The sequence below is a fragment of the Candidatus Francisella endociliophora genome (assembly GCF_000764555.1).
GTDB lineage: Bacteria > Pseudomonadota > Gammaproteobacteria > Francisellales > Francisellaceae > Francisella > Francisella endociliophora.
The window spans coordinates 568,073-587,811 of sequence record NZ_CP009574.1 but is presented as its reverse complement, the minus strand read 5'-3'; the positions used below and the strand labels follow the sequence as shown (position 1 = coordinate 587,811).

Genomic DNA, 19,739 nt, shown 5'->3' with positions numbered 1-19,739 from the left:
CGCAGTGAAAAGGTAATTTGTATGAATTAAAAAGAGTATTTTAGGCTTAGACCTATATCAGGGTTATTTGGATAATAGTTTAAGTAAAGATATGTAAGCAATATTATTCACAAACAAAAAAAGGATAAATAGCTATAATTTGTCTATTAAGCTCAATTATTCTCGCTTTAGAACGTTCTGATGCTGGTATTTTTAGCTCTTGAAAAATAATTTTTAGTTTATTAGCTTTGTTTCTACTTGGATACTTACATTTATCGTTGGATTGTCTTTCGCGTATTATTATCTTATTTAAATCAATTTCGTAACTTAGATTGTTGCTAAGCCATTCTATAATATCTTTGGTAGGTGTTGTAGTGTAACTATCAATTGTTTTTTTTATAAGCAACAAATTATATTCAATATATACTTGATAGATCTTATTTATATCTAATTTCCATCCTGTAGAGTTATTTTTATTTTTTATACCAAAGTATATGTCTTCTATTTGTTTGCTTTTTAAACTTTGTAGAGTATTTTTTTTAAACCAAAAATGTAAAATGTTTTTTTGAATATCTTCATCAAGTTCTATAAATTTAGATATATTGATATTTATGCCATCAGAAATATTTTCTAGTTTTTCAGCCAATAGTTTATCTAAGACTATTTTGCTCTGGGCACAAATATTAGCACTACGAGAAAGAGTTTCATTAACGCTAGGGTTTACTTGTTGTAGAATAGGTATTATCTTATTACGAATTAAGTTTCTGCGATACTTTATATCTTCATTACTATCATCATATATATGAGAAATACTATTCTGTTTAGCAAATGTTTCAATTTCTTGTTTCTTATAGTCAAGAAGAGGGCGAAGAACAGCACCATGTTTTAATTGTTTATAGTAAGGAATACTTGCAAGACCAGCTAATCCAGCACCTCTAACTGCTTGAATAAGGAATGTTTCTGCCTGATCATCTTGGTGGTGACCTAAAATCAGGAGAGGCTGGTGATATTTTTTCATTATACTTTGAAAGAAAGTCATTCTTTGTTTACTAGCCCAAGCCTCAAAGCTTTCTCCTTTAGGGCATTGTTCTAAAGAATGGCTGATAAATCTAATATCATGATTATTACAAGTTTGCTGACAATGTTCCTGCCATTTTAAAGATTGTTTATGGATATTATGATTGATATATATTGCTATGATTGGGATATTTATATCTTTGCAAATATTTAATAAAACACTTGAGTCAACACCACCGCTATAACCAATAATTATATGTGATGGGTTATATTTATATATTTCATTTAAAATATGTAATTTATCAATAGGCATTTATACTAAATAGCGTGCTCTGATTGTGGCATTTATTTTTTTAAATTCAGTAACTAAATCTTTAGCTTGTTCTGGTGTAGATTTAATATCCATTACAACATAACCAATATTTTCTAAGGTTCTTAAATATTGACCTTCAACATTAAGTCCTTTAATAGCGAGTATGTTGTTGAGCTTATTCATAATCCCAGGAATATTTTGGTGGATATGTAATATCCTATGAGTACTGGTATTAGTTGGTAATGATAGTTCTGGGAAGTTTACAGCATTTAATGTTGAACCATTATCAGAATATTTGATGAGTTTTGCACTAACTTCATTTGCAATATTTTCTTGAGCTTCAATAGTGCTACCACCGATATGAGGAGTCAAGAAAACGTTGTCAAAGTTTCTTAATGGACTTTCAAAAGTTTCACCTTTAGATGATGGTTCTTTGGGGAAAACATCAATTGCTGCACCTTTTAATTTACCGTTTTCTAGAACTTTTGTTAAAGCTGGTATATCGACAACATTACCTCTAGAAGCATTTATGAGTACAGCATTTTCTTTCATAAGACTAAGCTCTTTTGTTGAAATCATATTTGCTGTAGTAGGTAGTTGAGGTACGTGTAGAGAAACAACATCAGATTGTTTTAGTAAAGTCTCCAGACTATCGACCTGATTTGCATTACCAAGAGGGAGTTTTTCTTCAACATCATGAAATATTACATTTAGTCCAACGGCTTCTGCAAGTATACCAAGTTGCATACCTATATGACCATAGCCGATTATACCAAGAGTCTTTCCTCTAACTTCGTTGGCATTTTCAGCTGACTTTAACCACTCACCACGATGAGCTTTAGCATTTTTATCAATAACATTTCTGATAAGTAAAATAGCCTCAGCTAATACAAGTTCTGCAACACTTCTTGTATTTGAAAATGGTGCGTTGAATACGGGAATACCCAAGTTTTGAGCTGTTTTGAGATCTACTTGATTTGTTCCTATACAAAAACAACCTATCGCTGCAAGGTGTGGGGACTGTTCTAATACTTCTTTTGTTAGCTGGGTACGTGAACGTAAACCAACAACTTTAAAGTCTTTAAGTTTGTTTATAAGATCTTGACCTTCAAGCGCTGTATTTAGCAGCTCAATATTGTCATATCCAGCAGCTTTAAATGATTCTAAAGCATTTAAGTGTATTCCTTCTAAAAGAAGAATAGGGATTTTTTTCTTGCTAAGAGATAGCTGAGTCACTTGAACTCTCCTTAAATAGAGATTTTTGCTTTAATAGCAGGGTGATAATTGTAGTTTTTAAACTCAAAATCTTCATATTTGTAATCAAAAATAGATTCTGGTTTTTTAAGAATTTTTAAAGTTGGTAATTCTAAAGGTTGACGACTTAGTTGTTCATTTACTTGATCAATATGATTATTATAAATGTGACAATCTCCACCGGACCATATAAATTCTCCAACATCTAAATCACATTGTTGTGCGATCATGTGTGTTAGTAGTGAATAACTAGCAATATTAAATGGTACGCCTAAAAAAGCATCAGCACTTCTTTGTGTTAACATACATGATAGTTTATTGTCAGCTACATAAAATTGAAACATTGCGTGACATGGAGGTAGGGCAGAATTCCCTATTTCAATATTTTCTTGAGGAGATATTTTTTCAGATGGTACGACACAAGGGTTCCATGCTGAAACTAAAATTCTGCGAGAATTTGGATTAGTTTTTAGCATTTCGATCACTTCAGTAATTTGATCAACACCTTCACCGTTAAAATCACGCCATTGCTTACCATAAATAGGACCTAACTCGCCATCTTTGGTAGCCCATTCATTCCATATACGGACCTTGTTTTCATTTAGGTATTTTACATTTGTGCTACCACTTAGAAACCAGAGTAGTTCATGGACAACACTTGGTAGATGGATTTTTTTTGTAGTTACTAAAGGGAAACCTTTTTGAAGATCAAAACGCATTTGATAACCAAATACACTTTTTGTACCTGTACCTGTTCGATCTCCTTTAGAAACACCTTTGTTTTTAATATATTCTAGAAAGTTTAAATATTCTCGCACTTATTTTTTCCTCTAGTTTTTATGAATACTATAAGTAGTATAATTGCACCAAGAATAATCATTGGAAGAGAAAGGATTTGCCCCATAGTCATCCAGTTGAAGAATATGTAGCCATATTGAGGATCAGGCTGTCTAAAGAATTCACAGATAAATCTAGCACAACCATAGATTAGCATAAATAGTCCTAGCACTAAATAACGAGGTCTTTTCTTGATTGTGACAACCCATAATACCGTAAATAGTACAACACCTTCAAAGAAGAACTCAAACAGTTGAGAAGGGTATCTAGGTAGTGGACCACCTGTTGGGAAAATCATACCTATTGGTGAATCTGTAACTTTACCCCATAGTTCGCCATTGATAAAGTTACCTATTCTTCCGGCACCAAGACCTATTGGAACGACAGGAGCAACAAATTCGCCAAGATCAAAAAAGTTTGCTCCTATTTTCCTAGCAAATAAAGCAAAGGCTATAAGTACACCTATAAAACCACCGTGGAATGACATTCCACCATCCCATAAGAAAAACATTTGTGATGGATTATGGAAGTAGTAAGGAAGATTATAAAAAATTATATAACCTATTCTACCGCCAAGGATAACACCTAGCGCCACATAAAATGTTAAATCACCAGCTTGCTCAGGTTTGATAGGTGACCATGGTTTAGTTTTTGCTCTTAGTCTAATTAAAAACCATCCTGCAAAAATACCAAGCAGATACATCAGCCCATACCAATGTATTTGAATCGGACCAAGATGTAGAGCAACTGGATCAATATGAGGATATTTAAGCATTATTCTACCTTATACTAGTGCTTGAGATTCAAAATCAACAGCTGGAGAATAGTTTATATACTCAGCTTGAGTTTTAGTATCTTTTGCTGGAGCTTCTTTTTTATCACTTTTAGCTGTTGAAGTTTGCTTATCCTTTTTAGGCTTGCTTTTAACAGAATCTTTTTTAGTATCCTTATCTTTAGCAGGTTTTTTATTCTCTTTTTGTTTAGGAGCTTTTTCTGCTTCTTGATTAGCTTTAGGCGTTTTAGCTTCCTCTTTAACAGCAGAGGCAACTTCCTCCACTTTTTTAGGCTTACTAGCTTCTTGAGCTGAAGTTATAGCAGTATCAACAGATACTGTTTCAAACCTAAGATATTTATGAGTTTTTGCCTTCTCTTCAGTCGCTACTTTTTTAGCACCATCGTCCTTTAAGCTATCATAATTTTCTAAAACATCTTTAACCATTACAGAAACAAATTCTTCTGGGTTTTTAGAGATAACTTTTTTAATGTTATCTACTGTAGTAGCAGTGTTTTGATTCTGATATTTTACTTTTGTAATATCTACAACTTCCTCAGCATTATTTAAATTTAAGTTGTTGCTTCTGCCGTTACGATTATTTGATTTTTTATCAAATTTGTCATTACTTCTTTTATTCTTATTACGATCGCCTCTGTCATTGTTATTTCTATCATTATTGTTGCGATCATTGCGTTGATTATTATTCTCTCTATTTTGTTTGTTATGTTGAGGTCTTTGGGAGTTTTGCCCTTTGTTATTACGATCGCCTCTGTCATTGTTATTTCTATCGTTATTGTTGCGATCATTGCGTTGATTATTGTTCTCTCTGTTCTGCTTGTTATGCTGAGGTTTTTGAGAGTTATTATTTTTATTGTTATGCTGTTTAGGTTGCTGTTTTACAGGAGCTTCTTCAACTTTTTCTTCTGCTTTAGCGGAGAACACACCAGCTAGTTTAGCAAAGAAACCTTTTTTCTTAGGTTCTGCTAACTTAGGTTGTTGATCTTTTGTTGTATTATTTACAGGCTTATTTGTTTTTTGCTCCTGTTTTTGTTCTGCTGGTTTAGAATCTTTGTTAGAATTTTGCTTTTTTTCAGTGTTTTTTACTAAATCAACAGCAGCTACCTTTTTCTTACCTGCTTTTGGAACTTCAACATTGTATACATCTTCAATTAAATCAGTACTTGTACGATTTGATTTATAGCTAGTACCCCAGATTCTTTGCATTTGGAATTTTGGAGATTCCATATTGAAATTAGGGATAAGCATTACTTTAACATTAGTGATTTTTTCAATATCAACAATATTATCTCTTTTTTCATTTAGTATATATGCAGCTATATCCACAGGAACTTGAACTCTGATTTCATTAGTATCATCTTTCATAGCTTCGGCTCTAATTTTACGTAGTATAGTAAGAGCTGTAGCTTGAGTTGTTTTAATGAAACCATGACCTTCACAACGAGGACATTTCTGCATGACACTTTCGTTTATTGATGAGCTTAGACGCTGTCTAGAAATCTCAACTAAACCAAGTTTAGAGATGCGAGACATTTGGATACGAGCTTTGTCTTGTTGAAGAGCGTCCATTAATTTTTCTTCAACTTGTTTTCTATTTGGATAGAAAGACATGTCGATAAAGTCAACAATAACAAGACCACCTAAGTCTCTAATTCTAAGTTGGCGAGCTACTTCTTCAGCAGCTTCTAAGTTCGTTTTGAAAGCTGTAGTTTCAACATCTTCTGCTTTATTTGCACGAGATGAGTTTACATCAACAGCGACTAATGCTTCTGTAGTGTCGATTACTATAGAGCCACCAGATGGTAGACGAATTTCTCTTTTATAAGCATTTTCGATCTGTTGATCAATACCAAATTGTGCAAAGATTGGTAAATCTTCACTGTAAAGTTTAACCTTGTTGATGTCAAAGCTCTGTCTTAATAAACCAAGTTGTCTTTTCACATCATCAAAGCACTCTTTTGAATCTACAATGATTTCTTTGACATCTTCTCTTAAGTGGTCTCTTACTGTTCTGATTATAATATCGCTTTCTTTATGTAATAGAGCAGGTTTTTTGATTTTGTGATAAGTTTGAGAAATTGATTTCCATAATTCAACAAGATTATCAAAGTCATGCTTTAGTTCTTCAAAAGAACACTCAACACAAGCTGTTCTAGCAATTACGCTCATATTTTTAGGGATGTTTAGATCTTTAAGATATTTTTTAAGTCTATCTCTATCTTCACCTTCAACACGACGAGAAATACCGCCACCATCAGGATTGTTTGGTAATAGAACCATGTAAGAGCCAGCTAGAGTAATAAATGTAGTAAGAGCGGCTCCTTTGTCACCGCGTTCTTCTTTGTCTATTTGAACGATTAACTCTTGTCCTTCGGAAAGCAAAGGGGCAATATTGTCTCCATTTGGTACATCTTTTAGGTAATATTCAGATACTTCTTTAAAAGGTAAGAAACCATTTTTTTCTTCACCATAGTTTACAAATATTGCATTTAAACTAGGCTCAATTCTTGAAATATATCCTTTGTATATATTAGCTTTTTTTTGCTCTCTATCGACATTTTCAATATCTAAATCTATTAGTTTTCCATTATCAAGCGTAGCAATTCTAGTTTCTTCGCTACTGTTACTATTGATTAGTATTTTTTTCATTCTTAAATTCCTTTAATAAATATAAATTCATAGCTGACTGTTTAACGAGCCAACTTGCTTTTGACCTTTAGGTAAATTAATCCGATAGGTCTTTCTTAAAATAAGTCGCTGTTTGATTAAGCTAAATTTCTTATACGAAACTGGATAGATTTACCATCTCTAACCATACGCTTAATATCATTGCGGCTTTGTTAAAGTACTATGTACGCAATTATTTGTTATAATAACAATATTAGCTATTAAATAAAAGAATTATTAAACTTTAATGGGCCTTATTTACCTTGATTATGCTGCAACAACACCGCTTAGCGAATTTGTAAAAAACACATTGATAAGTTCAATTAATAGTGATGATGAGTTTTTTAATTCAGGATCATCAACTTATGAGCAAGCAGAGTTTGTTAGTCACAAAATTGAACAAGTAAGAGAGAATATAGCTAAGACATTAGGTATTTTACCTAGAGAAATTGTTTTTACATCCGGAGCAACAGAATCTAATAATCTTGCAATAAAGGGAGTCGCATTAGCATATCAAAATAAAGGTAAACATATAATTACATCCAAGGCAGAACATAAGGCTGTTTTAGATGTATGTCAATCTTTAGAAACACAAGGATTTAATGTGACATACCTTGATGTTGATAAATTTGGTCAAGTTGATATTGCTGAATTGGAAGATGCAATTACAAGTGATACTGTACTTATTAGTTTGATGGCGGTGAATAATGAGCTAGGAACAAAAAATAATCTACAGAAAATAGGATCTATAGCTAAAAAAAATAATGTTTTATTTCACGTTGATGCTGCTCAAGGTTATGGGAAAGTTGATATTGATATTAAACAGATGAACATTGATTTATTATCGGTATCCGGACATAAGCTATATGCACCTAAAGGAGTTGGGTTTTTATATGTAAAATCTAAGCGACCTAAAGTAAAACTTATAAAGCAAATACATGGTGGGACACAAGAGTTTAATTTAAGAGCTGGCACTTTAGCAAACCACCAAATATTTGCACTTGGTGTGGCTTGTGAAGATATGGCTGCTAAGAAACAGCAAAATCTAGAACATGTAACAAAGATGCGAGATAGTTTTTTAGATATTATTCAGCAAATTGATAATATAAGTATAAATACAAATCTTGACTATAGTTACCCAGGTATTTTGAATATTACATTTGATATGATTAAAGGTGAAACTCTTTTGGCAATGTTAGATAATATTTGTGTATCAATGGGGTCAGCTTGCAACTCTCAAGCTATTGAACCATCACATGTTTTGAGTGCTATAGGATTAACTGCAGAACAGGCTGCTGCAACTATTAGAGTTTCTTTTGGTTTACAAACTACTTACCAAAAAGTTATAGAAGCAGCTAATACGATAAAAGAAAAAGTCGAGCTTTTACGTGCAATATCTCCTAAAGGAGGTAAGTATGTATAATAATTTAGTTAAAGAGTTGTTAGCAGAAGTTAAAAAAGAAGACTCTAATGTATTTTCTGAGCAGCAAAAGTATAGTGTTTGGGATAAATTTTCTACTATAGAAATATATATTTCTGAAAGTATGGTTTCATACCGAGTTTTTGGAGATGCATATATCGTAGCTATGGCTAAGTGGATACAGAATAAAATTCAAAAAAAAGAAGACCTTAGAAAGATTAATATTGAAAGTATTATCTTGGATTTTGAGTTACCTGAAGTTAAATATAGAAACGCTTTACAGTTGATAGAGTTGATAGAGAAAGTTAATGAAGGAACAACTATATAATTTCTACATATTGCATCAGCGTAAATATAAAGAAAATTCTCTTTTATTAAGTGTATTTACTCGTGAACTTGGCAAGGTGTCTGTAATTGTTAGAACTAATAAAAAAACAGTTAATTTGTACCAACCTCTAGTTGAACTAAGGGGGCAGATTAGTGTTGCAAAAAAAGCAGATAGTTTGAGTAAATTATATAATGTTGAGTTTGTAGCATCTTGCTATCAAAAGTCATATATCAATTTACTTTCTTTACAATATGCTAATGAGTTGCTGTATATGCTTCTAAGTCATTCTCATGAAGAAGATATTTTGTTTAGTAAGTATGACTTTTTACTTAAAAATATAGATGAGAATAATTATAAGTATTTACTTAGAATGTTTGAGTTAGAGTTGTTAGAGAGCCTAGGTCAGGGTATTTATGTTGATTGTGATGTGGATGGAGTGCCAATAGATAGTGGCTTTAGATATGTTGTGTTAAATAATGATTTTAAAAAGTGTTTAAATGCTGAGTTAAATACTATTTCAGGAGCTAGTCTTTTAAAGATAAATCAATCTATAAGCGCTTGGTCTGAGACTGATTTAAAAGAAATTTCAAAAGTTGTGCGTGCTTTTGTAGATTATGTTTTAGCTGGTAAGCAGTTAAAAAGCCGCAAACTTTTAATTGATTATTTAAGCTTAAAGAAATAATTAGTCTTTATTTAAGAAGTCTATTTTTTAATGCTTTTATAAAAGATAGGGTAGCAGGCACTAGTGAAACAACTATTATTAGAATAATAAATACACCGAAGTATTTTTTAACAAAAGCATTATTGCTAAAGAAAAATGCTAAGTAAACAATCGAGTAAACCCAGATGAATGCGCCAATAACACCCATTATCACAAATTTAGGGTATCTCATTCGTGCCATGCCGGCTGTAAAAGGCATAAATGTCCTAACGATTGGGGTGAATCTGGCAAGGATAATTGCTGCAGCACCATACTTATTAAAAAACTCTTGAGCCTTTAGAAGGTGTGCAGTTTTAAGTACTCTTGCATTATCTTTAAAAATTCTTTTTCCAATCATTCGACCTAGGAAGTAATTACAAGAATCGCCACATACAGCAGCAAGCACTAGTATAGGGGCGATAACATGAATGTTGAGTGTAGTTGCAGCGCATGTAAGCCCTAACGCAAAAAGAAGAGAGTCTCCTGGTAAAAATGGAGTGACAACAAGTCCAGTTTCGCAGAAAATAATTACAAAAAGTAATAAGTATGTCCAGTCTCCTAAGATATTAATATAGGTGCTAAGAAACTGATCTAAGTGTAATATGATATGTAGGATTGCTGAAATAGTATCCATAATTCAATGTTGTCTATAAACTATCACTAGATTATAAGAAAATAAAACTTAAAGGTTAAGTTCTTTTTGCTTTTATTTTATTCCGAATAGCTTTTAGAACCATCTGTGTAATAACGACTATAACAATTATTGCTATAATCAGACTAAGATTTTGTTTAACAAAAGGGTTGTCACTAAAAAAATACACTGTATAAGTAATAGAGAATGACCATATTACAGCAGATATTGCTCCTAAAACTACAAATTTAGCATAATTCATTCTACTTATACCAGCTACAAAAGGTGTAAGGGTTCTTACAAAGGCAATAAAACGCGAAAATATAATAGCTTTTGTACCATATTGTTCTAGAAACTCTTTGGTTTTAATCAGGTAAGCGGACTTGAGGATTCGACCGTGGGTGCTAAATAATTTCTCTCCAATAAATTTACCTGTAATATAATTACATGAGTCTCCAATTATTGCACCTAGGCAGATTGAGAGTACTGCTAGATGTATATTTATACTAGTTGCAGCAGCTGTTAAACCTATTGTGAAAAGTAGTGAGTCGCCAGGAAAAAATATTCCTAAGACAATACCAGTTTCACAAAAAATGATGAAAAATAATAAAATATAAAACCATATCCCAAGAGTGTTGATGAAATAGTTTATATACTCATTAAAATGTAAAATAAAATCAAACATCACTTACTCCGGTTTTATCTTTATTGATAAAGCGTGGATATAAGGCATAAGATCATTTACAGCATTAAAAATCTCTTTATGTGCTGAGATCTTTCTCATTGAGTTAAGCTTGTGTGACTTTATACTTAGGGTAAAATGGTATTTACCTGCAGTGTAGCCTTTATGCCTTATATGCTTATGTGTTTCATCTATTGTTTCAATACTTGCTTGAGGATCTACTTGTGATAGTATTTGTGTTTTAATTTGAGTTGCTACAGTAGTACTATCCATGGTCTTATAATATCCTTGTAGGTGTAATAATTAAATCAAGCTTAATATCGTAACTGTCTATGATAATATCATTATTTTGCTGCTCATCAAAGGCTATACCGATAGTTAGTGGGGATTTATGGGCTTTTTTAAAGCTTAATGTATAATCATAAAAGCCTCCACCCATTCCCATTCTGTATTTTTCTTTATTAAAGCCGACTATGGGAACAATAATAATATCAAGTTCCCAAGGAGCTCTAATATCTTTAGAGGTGTGCAGCGGTTCCTTAATTTTATATTTATTTAAATAATATTTTTTTGAGTCTTTAGCAAACCAAAGTCCATGTTTTAAGAAAGGGTGTACTATTGGTAAATAAATATTATTTTTAAAGTAGTTATTGATCTGATCTGTATTTATTTCATGCTTAATTGATAAAAAACTTGCTATCTTGGGATTGTTAAAAGTATTAGTTATATATTTGATTACTTGAGAGTTTATTTTTTGTGATAATTCAGCTTTATCTTTTAGATTATTGCGGATATCTAATAGCTGTTTACGAACTTGATTTTTTTCCATAGCGAATATATAAAAAATTAGTTGTCCAGATTACCGTTTTAGCTCAATGTTCTTGATCCCATTTGGTATCAAGTGGGTGTCATAGTTTTGATATTGGGCTTCTTTGTAGCATAAACCAAAGCTTGCACTCCAATCAAAACACCAAGACTCCCTTTTCTAAGTAGTATCGGCTCAAGATTGTAGCTAAACCACTTGTAACCCAGACAACTAAACCTTGATTACGCTTTATATTATAAATCACATAAATATATGATTGAATGATTTATAGTGAAAAGTTTGTAGATATATTTCTTGACTTTTAGAACTTGTTACCACTTATAATACTTATTTGTTATTTTAGTTTCTGTGTTTGTAAAGGATCTAGGAATTGTTTAAATTTTTATCTATAAATTAAGTTTAATAACTTTTATAATCAAACTAATAAGATTATAAAGTTTTGTGGTATTTCTATGGCCAAAGTATTTAACACTCGTCCGGATGATTGGGCTGATAAAGATAAATCTGGAGCGAAGAGCCAAAGTAGCGTATCAGAATATAAAAGTGGTAAAGTCCAAAAGAATATAGTTAGCGATGATAGTATAGTTCAAGAGGAGTTAGCAGAAGGTAAAAAGAAGAAGCTAATATCCTCATCTAAGGTAGAAGAGATAAGTAAGGGAAATATCTATAACACTTACGAAGATGATACTAAGATTTATCAGCAATCTAAATCAGCCAAAGAAACATTTCATGCAAAAGATTATAAGAGCGAAACTAAGCAAGAAACGACAACTATACAAGCAAAGAGTAGAGTTGAAACGATCATGGCTGATAGTACAACCATAAGTGATAATATACTGACAGAAACTGGCTCAGGCAAGCATACAATCACAGCTACAAAGAATATCAATCTTAAATCAAACAAAGCCACGATAAGCACAGACAAGCTAAATGTAAAAAGTGCTGGTTTTCGAGTAACTGCAAAAAATCAAACAGAAAAAGCGCCATTTAAAAATATTAATGCAGGTAGTATTAAGTATAATATTGGCTCTAAGATGGTTATAGATGGTGATATGACTAAATCATCATTTAGACTCCAAGAGTATCAAGTTAAACAAGCAGAATATAAACATCCTGATGATAATGCAGATGATATTTACTATATTGGTGATGTGATATATAGCCCTAAACAAGCTAAGCTATATTTTGTACCGACAAACTTAGTTAGAGATATATTTAATTCACAAGCTAAATATTTGAATAAGTCAAAGACAAATTCTATATATAGAAATAACTTTGCTAAACGTCAAGTGGCAAATAGATTTGACACTACAGCTGACCTTGAACAAACATTATTAGCTAATAAAGAATATATCCATATAAGCTTTGTAAGATCTGGTATCTGTATGCTAGACCAGTCTGTACTAGATAGTATGAGTATTGCAGATATAGATTTTGATAAAGATAAACATCTTGATGGAGATACATACTTGATTAACTGGGGTGCTATAGGTGGAGATTTAGAATCTAAAGTTAAAGGATTAGGTTTTAAAGGAGGCTATCAGTTTGCTAACCAACAAGCAGTAAATAATGGCATAGAGCATTTACAAAACTTATCTGAGACAAATATCAACAGATGGTTAGATATCGGCAAGACTACACAGTCAAGTATGCTATATATGGGCTTGATGTTAGCAGGTAGGTACAACTTCAAGCAGTTAGCAGAGACTTATGCTAGGTTACCATACAAGCCTGATCTAATAGCAGATATTGATTATGATAATGAAAAAGCAATAACACATAAATCATATCAACATCAAGTAGATGAAGAGTATGGAGTATTTGAGTTGGTAGCTACAGAAGAATATGTAGATAGTCAGGTATTATTATCGCAAAAAGTTAAAGTAGCAGTCAAAGATAATAAATATGTCTTAGAAGGTGAAAATCACGATCAGTACCCTACAGCTAAAGATAATCAAATAGTTGATGGGATATTGCATTGGAGTAGGGCAGCTAATACTAAGAATAATAAGAAAATAGAAAAACTAAATCTAGGTAGGTTAAAAATCAAAGACCTACAATCAAAACAACTAACAAAACCATATCAGATAGATTATAAAGATGATAAGTGGTTGATTTATGCAGATAGTAAATATCTATTCTCTACACATAACAAAGATCAAGACTATCCAGAGGGAGATGCTTTGATATTTGATGCTACAGTAGGTGAGCGTTACTCATTGGAGAAGTTTTATTATTATCAAGAGGCAAGACAAGAGTTTGAGCTAGATGAAACAATCATAGCTAAAATAGTAAAACAAATGTTAGGCAGAAGAGGTAACTATCAAGCATTAGTAGATACTTATGCTGTGCCAAATGATGAAGAGATTAAGAAGTACTTAGAAAATTTACAAGAGAATGGTAAGACAGTAAGTATACAAGTAGTTTTAGAAGAGCTAGAAAAAGCCCCTGATGAGCTAATACTAGCGTTAGTACCTCAGTCAGTAGGTCAACTACTCTATCTACTCAATAACCCAAGTAAAGCTAGTCAAGAAGCTATAGAAAACAGTATAGAACTATCTGAAAGAGTGCTTAAAATGTGTATTAAGCTACTATCTACATTTAGGACTAGAAAAGGTTATCTAACAGCATTAAAACACTATCAACCGTTAAATGAATATGATGAGGTAGATCCTGTTAAAAGTGTAGAGCATTTGTGGAATAGAGAAGAAGACATGCTAAGCATTGAAGATAGCAGTCTACAGAGGAAGATAAACGGCTTATACAACAAGATAAATAGTGAAGAAATGACCTTGAAGCTTAGAAAGGATAGAGATCTTTTCTACAAGCATGAATACTTAGAGATAACGCCTGCTACGACTATGTTTACAAGGGATGCTGAAGACATAGTTCATGATCTTAAAGAAGAAGACCAAGAAGACACAAGCCAACCGCTAACAGACCTGCCTGATAAAGATGCCTCTGTGCTGTGTGAGTTGGTGTATGAGAAGAGATTTTTGGAGACTGCTAGTAAATCTAAAAATGTTCCTTTAGCTAATTTGATTTATAATTCTGATAAGAAAACTTTGTCGCCACTAGCCAAAGAAAAGTTTATTTTTTCTGATGATATGCTATTTGCTTTAGAAACTTTCCCAAGCTATTATCAACCAATTTTAAAGAAATACAAACTTGTAACTACAAGTAATCAGTATGCTAGTATTATAGATAGCCAATATGGTTTGAATCCTAATACAGTTGATTATTACGGTATAGCTATTGCTAATGCAAAAGATAAAAGTAATAAAGGTATATATGTAGTTACACGCGGAACTGATACAGTTGAAAATTGGGGCAGTGATGCAAGAATGGCTTTACAGCATGCAGTACCATTAAATACTACAGTATTTTGTATGAAAGCAGGTATCTACTTTGCTGATTGCTTACTTAGAAATCTCAATTTACAAATTGAGAACATAGGTTTTACAGGTCATAGTTTAGGCGGTGCTATTGTGCAAGCCCAAGCAATGTATTTTGTAAGCTATCCTAAGTACTCAAAACTAAAACTAAGCCCTTGTAAAACATTTGAAGGTTACGGAATTAAATCAAGTGTTGATGGTGTATTTAACTTTGATTGTTATCAAGATAGTTACGGTGTGAACTTTGTGCTTACTTGTCCAGCAGAAGCTGTATCTGATACTGTAAAAGTTGTAACTACTCCAATAACTATTTTTACAGATAATAAAATGGAAAAGCAAATTAAAGATAACTATGTAACTTATCAGGCTCAACTAGATCATGGTTTATTAACTAACTTCATTAGGCGAGGTGATTTAGTAGCAAATATAGCAACACTAGTTGGCGAACCTAAAATGATAGAAACAGATAGGTATGTAGCTGCTTCAACTAATTATGATTTTGCTTTTCATCTTATGAAAAACTATAAGTATCAAGGATACAGTCCTGATGGTTCATTACAATTAACAGAGTTCAGTCATGCTAATGTAGATAGTCTTTTAAAAGCTAATCCTTCTAATGAAAAACAAGCTGAAATAGAAAGATATAACAAAGTATTTAGTGGTATGAATGGTTTTAAGGTTTTATCATGAAAAAAGGAATAATAACATCTTTAGTGGCACTGTCTTTACTAAGCAGTTGTAGTTTAATAGGAGTAGGTTCAGTAGCAACACAAGCTACATATAATAATGTATTTCCTGAAAAGTGGAGTGAAAAAGCAACTAAAGAGCAACAAGAAGAAGTAAAAAATCAAGTAATGAAATTACTTGAAGAAGAGTATAAACAACCTTTCAAATTAGAAAGCTTTGAATATAAATATGAAAAACATCATGAAACAGGTGGCTCAATAAATGTTAGGGAGTATGGGACTTATTATTTTAAAATACAAGCTATTGATAACCCTATTATTGAATTAGATTTTGTAATAAAAGATAAAGAAACTTTAAAAGACTCTATTAAAAGTTTAATAGAGTCTTTTAAAAAGAAAGACCTTAAAAGACTTTATTGTAGTTCTTTAGGTGAATACTATTCAAAAAATCATGCTAATGCTAGTTTTGATAAAAATGCTTTTGATAAAAATGCAAAATATTGTGATGAACGAGGAGATAGTGAAGACTATCAATTTTATATAAAATATATGTCTAATTGATTATGAGACTCTTTAAAATAGTATTTTTATTATCATTCTTGATTTCTCTAAATAGTTGTAGTACTTTAGCATTTGCTCCTATGATGGGAGCTGAAACTGTTAAGTCAACTTTTCCAAAGAAGTTGAGTGAAGAAGCAACTAAAGAGCAACAAGAAGAAGTTAAAGCTCAAGTAATGAAATTACTTGAAGAAGAATATAAACAACCTTTTAAATTAGAAAGTTTTGATTATAAATATGAAACTCATGTTTCATCTAACAGTATACCTGCTAATTACTATAAATACGGTACTTATTACTTTAAAGTACAAGCTGTAGATAATCCAATCATCATTATGGATTTTATTATTGATGATGATTCGACTACAAAAGAAACAATTAAACCTTTAATTACTTCTTTTAAAAAGAAACAATTAAATACGATATATTGCAGTTCATTTGGCACTTATTGGAAAGAACATAAGAATGATAAAAATAACATTGCCTTAGAAAAAACTAAAAAATATTGTGATGCGAGAGGGCAAACTGAAGATTATGATAACTTCTGGACGCAGTAAAAACATTGGTTTTACAGAACATGGTTTAGGTGGTTCTATTGTATAGGCAGCTATGTATTTGGTTAATTATCCTAAATATTTAGTTTGAAGTTAAAGCCAATAAATATTGTGATGTGAGAGATCAAACACAAAACTATAATAATGTTTATACAAGATATTAATTATAGATGTTTAAATGGTATCATTAACTTATGAAAACAGATTTAAGTAATTTACCAGCATCTAAGCAAAATCACCTATCTCAGATAGTCGCTGTTATACGCGATGAGTTTGAGCAGGCTATTGGCTTTTCTAATGGTAAAAGAAAAAATAGTAAGATTTTAAAGATTATCCTATTCGGTAGCTTTGCTACAGGTAAATGGGTTAATGATCCTGCACATGGTTATATAAGTGACTATGATATTTTAGTTATACTAGATCGCCAAGAGCTTGTAGAAGAGTATAAGATTTGGGATAGTGTCGAATCTCGTATGTCTGCTAGGATTCGTCCAGAAGTAAATATTATTGTACATTCTCTTAAAGAGGTTAATGAAGCTCTTGTAAAAGGACAGTATTTTTTCTCTGATATAAAACGAGATGGAATAGTGCTATATGAGTCAGATCGTAGAGAGTTAGCATTAGCTGGTAATCTAACTAAAACAGAGTCAAAAGAAATCGCTGAAAAGCATTATGAACAATGGTTTGAGAGTGCTTTTCAGTTCCATGAATATTTTCAAATGGTGTTGGAAAAAGGTCATCTTAAGAATGCTGCATTTTTATTACATCAAGCTACAGAGCGTTTTTATGCTTGTTTACTTTTAGTTTTTACAAACTATAAACCCAATACTCATAATTTGGTTAAACTCAACTCATTAGCCATTGAATTAGATGAGCAGGTTGCTGAGATATTTCCACAAACTAGTAAGGTTGAGCGTCGCAGATTTCAACTTTTAAAGAAAGCATATATTGAAGCTCGCTATTCAAAACATTACAAGATAACTGAAGAAGAGCTAACTTGGCTGGGTGAGAGAGTTAAACAGTTACAGCTTCTGACAGAGAAACTTTGTAAAGATAAGATTGCAGAGTTTGATAATTAAGTTTTAAGCGTGGTCTGTACATAATGAATTATTTCTAGGTAGTGCTGAATTCAAAAAGTATTACAGATGATTAATCTGTAAAGGTCTGGCTATGGTCTAAACTAACACTCTAGGATGATTTCTTTTTAAAAAAATCCCTATAACTAATCTCCCATATACAGTAAAATATTGAGTAATAATATATAAAATAAAATCTATCTATGAAAAATGAAAAACCTAATTTTGAAGATGTTGTAGAAGCATTGAAAGTAATGCAAGCTTTAACTTCAGCATCTGAGGCACATGGCTTGCTTTGTGCATTATTTAGTTTTGGTGCTGAGGTTAAGTTTACAGCTTGGTCAGATTCTTTGATGACGAAGTCTATTGAAGAGGGTGATTTAGTAGCAACTTCAGCTTTGAAAACAATGAAGAAGCTTTATGATTACACAAAAGCACAATTTGATGAAAAAGGTCTAACTTTTGATCTATTTATTCCAGAGGATGATGAGTCTTTAACTTATAGGGCAGAGGCTCTTACATATTGGATAAAAGGTTTTTTATCTGGTGTTGGACTATTTGGTTTGGACTTTGAAAATTCAAAAGATAAGGAAGTCAAAGAAGCGATTCATGATCTAATGCAAATATCATATATGGATTATGATTCTTTAGGTCAAGATGAGAGCTGTGAGGATGACTTCATGGAATTACTCGAATATACAAAAGTTGCGGTTCTACTTATTGATAGCGAAAAAGTTTAGGTATTAGAAAATGGATGCTAGATACGATGTAGCAATAGTTGGAGGAGGTATAGTAGGATTACTAACTTCTTTAGCTCTTGCAAAAACAGGTTGTAAAATTATTCATATTGAAAAAGATCAACTACAAGTCAAAAATGATAATAGGAGCATAGCTGTTTCTTATTCATCAATAGCATTTCTAAATACCCTTGGGTTGTGGGATAAAGTTACTTCTAAAACTCAAGCAATAAAAAAAGTCCATGTTTCTGATAAAGGTAGATATGGTAGAGCTGAAATATTTGCAAAAGATGAAAATCTACCATTTTTAGGAGCTATTGCACCAATGCAAGAGCTTCTGAGTGTTGCACTGAAAAGCGTTGCCGATAATTCAAATATTGAAAAAGCTTTTGAAACTAATGTCATAGATCTACAAAAAAATCAAGATAAATACTCTTTAGTAGTTGAGCAAAAACAACAACAGAAAATTATAGAAGCAGATTTGATAATAGCTTGTGATGGAGCAAATTCGAGTCTGAGAAAAATGCTAAGTGTTGGTGCAGAAACTCGTGATTATAAACAAGATGCAGTTGTTTTTGATATTCAAACTGATCTTGATAATGATAATACAGCTTTTGAAAGATTTATGACAGATGGAGTGCTAGCAATGCTTCCTAAGTCAAGAACTACTATGGGGTGTGTTTGGACAGTCGATAGAGATAATTCAAAAGAAAAACTAGCTTTGGCTACGAGTGAATTTGAAGAACTTTTACAAGATAGGTTTGGTTATAGACTAGGTCAGATTAAACTTGATTCAAAACCAGCTGTTTTTCCTCTATATCTTGTTCAATCAAATGAAGTTTATAAAGATAATGTTTTATTTTTTGGTAATGCTTTACATTTCTTACATCCAGTATCTGGTCAAGGTATGAATCTAAGCATTAGAGATATTGGATTTTTGTATGATTTAATTGATAAACGGGTCACTGAGCGGACTCGAAGTGCCTCTGATATATTTAATTCTTTTGAGCTAAAAAATATCTTACAAGCGTTTGAAAAAGTCAGAAAACCAGATCATGATAGAACAATTAACGTTACACATGGCTTTGTAAAGTGGTTTGTATCAAATGATCGTAAGCTTGTAACAAGTAGAAATGTAGGATTACATCTGTTGCAAAGAAGTAAATTGGCCAAAAAAGCTCTATCGAGAGTAATGATGGGTAAGCTTACAAAAGGTTCAACTCTGATGAGAAAGGTGGTTGAAGGTGAGTAGCTTTTTTAAGGATTAGTAAAGATCCCTGTGTTTA

General features: G+C 31.9%; 17 protein-coding genes, 1 other RNA gene and 1 pseudogene. 9 read left to right on the top strand and 10 right to left on the bottom strand.

Annotation, left to right across the window (positions count from 1 at the left end; genetic code table 11):
- Positions 1-103: 103 nt before the first annotated feature.
- The 5 genes and pseudogenes from tilS to QI37_RS02820 all read right to left on the bottom strand — a co-directional run.
- Positions 104-1,309 (bottom strand): tRNA lysidine(34) synthetase TilS, encoded by a 1,206-nt coding sequence (gene tilS / locus QI37_RS02840; RefSeq protein WP_040008354.1) that lies wholly within the window; start codon positions 1,307-1,309, stop codon positions 104-106.
- Positions 1,310-2,545, bottom strand: a complete 1,236-nt coding sequence (gene serA / locus QI37_RS02835) for a phosphoglycerate dehydrogenase (RefSeq protein ID WP_040008352.1) — start codon at positions 2,543-2,545, stop codon at positions 1,310-1,312.
- An 11-nt stretch (positions 2,546-2,556) separates the two neighbouring features.
- Positions 2,557-3,381 carry a thymidylate synthase gene (locus QI37_RS02830; RefSeq protein WP_040008349.1) on the bottom strand — a complete coding sequence of 275 codons (825 nt, stop codon included), beginning with the start codon at positions 3,379-3,381 and terminating at the stop codon, positions 2,557-2,559.
- Positions 3,366-4,175 carry a prolipoprotein diacylglyceryl transferase gene (gene lgt / locus QI37_RS02825; RefSeq protein WP_040008345.1) on the bottom strand — a complete coding sequence of 270 codons (810 nt, stop codon included), beginning with the start codon at positions 4,173-4,175 and terminating at the stop codon, positions 3,366-3,368. Before lgt ends, QI37_RS02830 begins: the two co-directional genes overlap by 16 nt.
- Positions 4,176-4,489: 314 nt before the next feature.
- A pseudogene (locus QI37_RS02820) lies at positions 4,490-6,842 on the bottom strand (Rne/Rng family ribonuclease); the annotation flags it as partial.
- Positions 6,843-7,107: 265 nt separating this feature from the next.
- Here QI37_RS02820 and QI37_RS02815 point away from each other — a divergent pair.
- From QI37_RS02815 to recO, 3 genes are read left to right on the top strand one after another with little or no spacing between them, the layout of a single operon-like run.
- Entirely contained in the window at positions 7,108-8,283 is a 1,176-nt protein-coding gene (locus QI37_RS02815) for a cysteine desulfurase family protein (protein ID WP_040008342.1), read from the top strand.
- On the top strand, positions 8,276-8,608 hold the full coding sequence (locus tag QI37_RS02810) for a hypothetical protein (RefSeq protein ID WP_040008340.1): 333 nt from the start codon (positions 8,276-8,278) through the stop codon (positions 8,606-8,608). The genes QI37_RS02815 and QI37_RS02810 overlap by 8 nt, the downstream gene beginning before the upstream one ends.
- Positions 8,589-9,290 (top strand): DNA repair protein RecO, encoded by a 702-nt coding sequence (gene recO / locus QI37_RS02805; protein ID WP_040008339.1) that lies wholly within the window; start codon positions 8,589-8,591, stop codon positions 9,288-9,290. Before QI37_RS02810 ends, recO begins: the two co-directional genes overlap by 20 nt.
- Positions 9,291-9,297: 7 nt before the next feature.
- Here recO and QI37_RS02800 read toward each other — a convergent pair whose 3' ends face one another.
- The 5 genes from QI37_RS02800 to ssrS all read right to left on the bottom strand — a co-directional run bounded on the left by QI37_RS02800 (position 9,298) and on the right by ssrS (position 11,659).
- Complete coding sequence (locus QI37_RS02800) at positions 9,298-9,942, bottom strand: VTT domain-containing protein (protein WP_040008338.1); 645 nt, start codon at positions 9,940-9,942, stop codon at positions 9,298-9,300.
- 55 nt (positions 9,943-9,997) lie between these two features.
- Positions 9,998-10,624, bottom strand: coding sequence for a VTT domain-containing protein (locus QI37_RS02795; RefSeq protein WP_040008336.1), 627 nt, complete (start codon positions 10,622-10,624; stop codon positions 9,998-10,000).
- A 3-nt stretch (positions 10,625-10,627) separates the two neighbouring features.
- Positions 10,628-10,894: a BolA/IbaG family iron-sulfur metabolism protein gene (locus QI37_RS02790; protein ID WP_040008334.1), complete on the bottom strand. Its 267-nt coding sequence runs from the start codon at positions 10,892-10,894 to the stop codon at positions 10,628-10,630.
- Between the two features lie 4 nt (positions 10,895-10,898).
- Positions 10,899-11,450, bottom strand: a complete 552-nt coding sequence (locus QI37_RS02785; RefSeq protein ID WP_040008331.1) for a 5-formyltetrahydrofolate cyclo-ligase — start codon at positions 11,448-11,450, stop codon at positions 10,899-10,901.
- An 18-nt stretch (positions 11,451-11,468) separates the two neighbouring features.
- Positions 11,469-11,659, bottom strand: a non-coding RNA gene (gene ssrS, locus QI37_RS10080) — 6S RNA.
- Between the two features lie 240 nt (positions 11,660-11,899).
- Between ssrS and QI37_RS02780 the strand changes: the two genes are divergently transcribed.
- From QI37_RS02780 to QI37_RS02755, 6 genes are all read left to right on the top strand, one after another.
- Complete coding sequence (locus tag QI37_RS02780; protein WP_040008328.1) at positions 11,900-15,532, top strand: hypothetical protein; 3,633 nt, start codon at positions 11,900-11,902, stop codon at positions 15,530-15,532.
- The gene (locus QI37_RS02775; RefSeq protein WP_040008325.1) at positions 15,529-16,089 is read left to right on the top strand and encodes a hypothetical protein; all 561 of its coding nucleotides are present in this window, start codon (positions 15,529-15,531) and stop codon (positions 16,087-16,089) included. The genes QI37_RS02780 and QI37_RS02775 overlap by 4 nt, the downstream gene beginning before the upstream one ends.
- A 2-nt stretch (positions 16,090-16,091) precedes the next feature.
- Positions 16,092-16,643, top strand: a complete 552-nt coding sequence (locus QI37_RS02770; protein ID WP_040008322.1) for a hypothetical protein — start codon at positions 16,092-16,094, stop codon at positions 16,641-16,643.
- A 191-nt stretch (positions 16,644-16,834) separates the two neighbouring features.
- Positions 16,835-17,719 (top strand): HEPN domain-containing protein, encoded by an 885-nt coding sequence (locus QI37_RS02765; RefSeq protein ID WP_040008321.1) that lies wholly within the window; start codon positions 16,835-16,837, stop codon positions 17,717-17,719.
- Between the two features lie 200 nt (positions 17,720-17,919).
- Complete coding sequence (locus tag QI37_RS02760; protein ID WP_040008319.1) at positions 17,920-18,456, top strand: UPF0149 family protein; 537 nt, start codon at positions 17,920-17,922, stop codon at positions 18,454-18,456.
- A gap of 10 nt (positions 18,457-18,466) precedes the next feature.
- A complete protein-coding gene (locus QI37_RS02755; RefSeq protein WP_040008318.1) occupies positions 18,467-19,705 on the top strand; it encodes an FAD-dependent monooxygenase in 1,239 nt (412 codons plus the stop codon).
- Positions 19,706-19,739: the final 34 nt, after the last annotated feature.